This window comes from Vibrio hibernica, from assembly GCF_015223435.1.
GTDB classification, from domain to species: Bacteria; Pseudomonadota; Gammaproteobacteria; order Enterobacterales; family Vibrionaceae; genus Vibrio; species Vibrio hibernica.
Window position 1 is genome coordinate 1 of the sequence record NZ_VHKO01000096.1, and the last position, 3,752, is coordinate 3,752.

General features: G+C 41.5%; 3 protein-coding genes. 1 reads left to right on the top strand and 2 read right to left on the bottom strand.

What is annotated here, in order from left to right; translation table 11 throughout:
• Window positions 1-188: 188 nt before the first annotated feature.
• The gene (locus FH976_RS15450; protein WP_194091672.1) at window positions 189-698 is read right to left on the bottom strand and encodes a hypothetical protein; all 510 of its coding nucleotides are present in this window, start codon (window positions 696-698) and stop codon (window positions 189-191) included.
• A gap of 664 nt (window positions 699-1,362) precedes the next feature.
• Here FH976_RS15450 and ltrA point away from each other — a divergent pair.
• Window positions 1,363-2,712, top strand: a complete 1,350-nt coding sequence (ltrA, locus tag FH976_RS15460; RefSeq protein ID WP_194091674.1) for a group II intron reverse transcriptase/maturase — start codon at window positions 1,363-1,365, stop codon at window positions 2,710-2,712.
• A 90-nt stretch (window positions 2,713-2,802) separates the two neighbouring features.
• Here the strand turns inward: ltrA and FH976_RS15465 are convergent, their stop codons facing one another.
• A complete protein-coding gene (locus tag FH976_RS15465; protein WP_194091675.1) occupies window positions 2,803-3,156 on the bottom strand; it encodes a hypothetical protein in 354 nt (117 codons plus the stop codon).
• Window positions 3,157-3,752: the final 596 nt, after the last annotated feature.

Consider the following 3,752-nt stretch of genomic DNA (forward strand, 5'->3'; position numbering starts at 1 on the left):
AATTCGTGTTTTCTTAGTTCTCATTGTTCACCTCGTTAGTGATTGTACTCACTTAACTCAGTGTCCAAAACTACTGGTGCGGATCAACCGCTCGCTCTCAGGCAATTATGGACAAAACCTTGTTAGACCTGATGTTTTAAAAGGGTTCTGTCAGATTAGGAAAAGTATCTTGAAACCTTAAGTGTTTGTTATGTGTATTTTTTCATCTCAACTTTTACTGACGCCTTTAGTCCTGCCAACACTTCTTTCACCGCGGTTGTTGCATCTTCATAAGATACATAAGTGCTTGGGTCTGATTTGTTATTAAGCTCTAACATATCGAATTGATGATGAACTTTGTATATTGTTTTCTGCGTCAACTTTGAATCAAATGGGATATTTGAAAAATACAATGATGACAGCATTTCGATTTTATCTGAGAGCTCTACGCTCTCCACCATCTTGTTAATGGTAATTTGATCTGATGGAGACTGCTGATAGAGACGCGATAGAATATCGAAGCACAGCCTTTCGTAAGCATAAATCGTAGTCGCAAACTCCTCCAGCTTAGAAACTCGAAGATTTCGTTTATCTTTTCGGGTACTAAACCACTGATTTAGCAATAATAGAATCACCGCTAATGTTGTAGAAACAGCTATTGAAAACAACGTCGCCTGTTGAGACGATGATTCAAAAGTTTTGCTAAACCATTCAAACATAAAAATTAACTCGATCTTTACTAATACACATAACGCCCAATTAAGGTGTGAGTAACGCAACACCTAAGCTACAGTATTGCACCCTAAACACATGACTCAATGCATAGTAAAACCGCCAAGCGTTACGAATCACTCTTAAATTGTTTGTGTACGCCCAGCATGGGCATGAACTAATGAGGTGAAAGTCCTCTGTAGGAAGGTCACCGTTTAAATAACATACTGTTATTTAACGTTAACTACTAGCGAATGGCAAGGGCTTAATCGCGAGGTTTGGTCTGGAGGAAGCCGCTAGCAAATTTGCGAGCTGATGAACAAGAACATCATATGAGGCGTAGGCTAGAGGTGAGTTGGCACAAGACGACGAAACCACGTGATCTAATGGCCACCGTAAATGATGCAGCAGTGCAAAGAAAGTTCATGTTCTTATCTGGGGAGATCTGCTTAACACGCGATCGGTTATTAACCAGTAAGGCTCTGGTTTATAAGTGCCTTGGCTTTTCAGTGTCATCGACTGAAAAGAGCGAACCAGATGGAAACCGATAGCGCATGACGGGGTAACTCGGCATGTGATTAAGCAGAAGTCAGCAGGCGGCATAGTAGCCAAATGCCCATCGTAATGGCTGGGACATGGTGAAGGCCTGAACATTTAGAAGAAGGAGAAGTCTTGTCAAACTTGTCGATACCCACTACGTCGCCAGACGATTACTATCGGCAGCGTATTGATATGCAACCGGCCTTCAACCGCGATCTATTCCAACAACTGCTCGAACCTGAAAATCTACACCGAGCTTGGCGTCAAGTGAAAGCCAATAAAGGCGCGGCGGGCATCGATGGCATGACCATCGAAGCCTTCCCGCTTTGGATGCAACAAGGCGGTTGGGAACAGTGTAAATCTCAATTAGAACAAGGTGAATACCAACCCTCAGCGGTCAGGCGCGTGGAGATCGATAAACCCGATGGTGGTAAACGCAAATTGGGGATCCCTAACGTCATTGATCGTGTGATTCAACAAGGTATTGCTCAAATACTCACACCACTGTTTGACCCATTCTTTTCGACTAACAGCTTTGGCTTTAGGCCGAACAGAAATGCAAAACAAGCGGTACTGCAAGTAAGAGATATCATCAAACAGAAACGCAAATTTGCCGTCGACGTTGATCTGTCTAAGTTCTTTGACCGAGTTAATCATGATCTATTGATGACTCAACTAAGGAATAAAGTACAGGATAAGCGCCTATTAGCGCTTATCGGTAAGTACCTACGAGCAGGTGTGATGGTCAATAACCAATTTGAAGCAAGCTTTGAAGGTGTGCCTCAAGGCGGCCCACTCTCACCATTACTTTCTAACATTATGTTGGATAGTCTGGATAAAGAGCTGGAAAGCCGAGGGCACAAATTCGCCCGCTACGCGGACGACTTTATCATTTTGGTAAAGTCTATTCGGGCGGGAGATCGAGTACTCAAGAGCATTACTCAATATCTGGCCATCAAGCTAAAACTAGTCGTTAATGAACAGAAAAGCCAAGTGGTTAAGGTCGCTCAAAGCAAGTTTCTTGGGTTTACATTTAACCGAGGCAAGATCCAGTGGCATGCTAAAACATTACACATTTTCAAGCAAAAGATAAGACGGCTAACGAACCGAAATTGGGGCGTGAGTATGAGTTATCAGCTGTTTAAAGTGCGTCAATACATGCAAGGCTGGATCAATTACTTTGGCATAGCTAACGCCTATCAAGGGTGTGTCGATTTAGACCATTGGATCCGACGTCGTGTTCGTATGTGTTACTGGCGTCAGTGGCGAAAACCACGGACTAAGGTACAAAACTTACTTAAACGTGGCGTCAGGATCCAAGCCGCTGTTGCTTGTGGTATCACAAGTAAAGGCCCATGGCGTAGCTCTAAAACACCAGGGATACAGCAAGCGCTGAGTAATGAGTATCTGAAGAAAGCAGGATTATATTCACTAAGAGATGGATGGATCGCAGTTCATTATCCTAACCAAAAAGTGAGTTAGGAGCTCTAAATGAACCGCCCTGTGCGGAGCCGCATGCAGGGTGGTGTGGGGGCTGGAGGCTAGATACCTCCGGCTACCCGATTATGTGTGTTAAAAAACCGCAGCTTGGAGCTTGGTATAACTTTTACTATCTGTTGTTGCTAATAGTTTTCTTCCATCTTTAAATTTAGCGATAAAAGTAACATCCTTCTTCTTTCCGCCCAATAATAGACCTGCTAATAATCCTGCAGGACCAAGAGCTAAAGCACCTACTGCTCCCCACCCAACAGTACCAGCCACTTTTTTAACATTTTCTTCTGATGCTAAATCAACACTCTCTAATTGAGAGATCAAAATAGTTTCTCCCATTATATTATGCTTCGCAGTTTTAAGTGTTAATGCACCAAAACTTAATTGCCCGTCACCCTCAAGAAAATCACCTGCATGTACTTTAACTTTTGCCATTTCACGATCCTTTTAAAATATTAAATTGAATATTACACACTTACTGATTACACACATAACAATTTAATAGACGGAAAAAATCCGTATAGTCTTTCCGTCTATCTTCCCAGTCACTTTTTGTGACAGCAAGCTAAATAACTAAACTTATTAATAAAGTAATATTTATCTCATACTCACTCAGCATAAAATGCGGAAATAATCCGTATAGTTCACTAAAGCCAACTCATGGTGAAGAACTGTGAATTTACTCAGTACCTAAAACTAACCGAAAACCAGAACCATATTTCAGATTCATGCGTACTTAACTTTCTAACTCAAAACCCAATAATTCTAATTTCAAACTATGCAGGATTAGCAGTATTTAGCATGAGAAAATATATGGAAAAAGTGATCCACCGATATGTTTATAGATTTATTCACTAAATGGCTTTGGGGCAAATACGAGTTAATTATTTGAATGGCACCCTCGTTTGGAAACAGTCTGAATAGACTTTGAACGACTCATATACTTCTTTAGTTAGCTGTGATTGCCCAGTTAAGATAGAGGCGAAAACTGCAACCAATCCATTGACACCATTTGAGTTTTTGAGGACTTT

Bases quoted from the DNA above. Each gene is read 5' to 3' on its own strand.
- FH976_RS15450 (WP_194091672.1), bottom strand. From the start codon at position 698: ATGTTTGAATGGTTTAGCAAAACTTTTGAATCATCGTCTCAACAGGCG.
- FH976_RS15465 (WP_194091675.1), bottom strand. From the start codon at position 3,156: ATGGCAAAAGTTAAAGTACATGCAGGTGATTTTCTTGAGGGTGACGGG.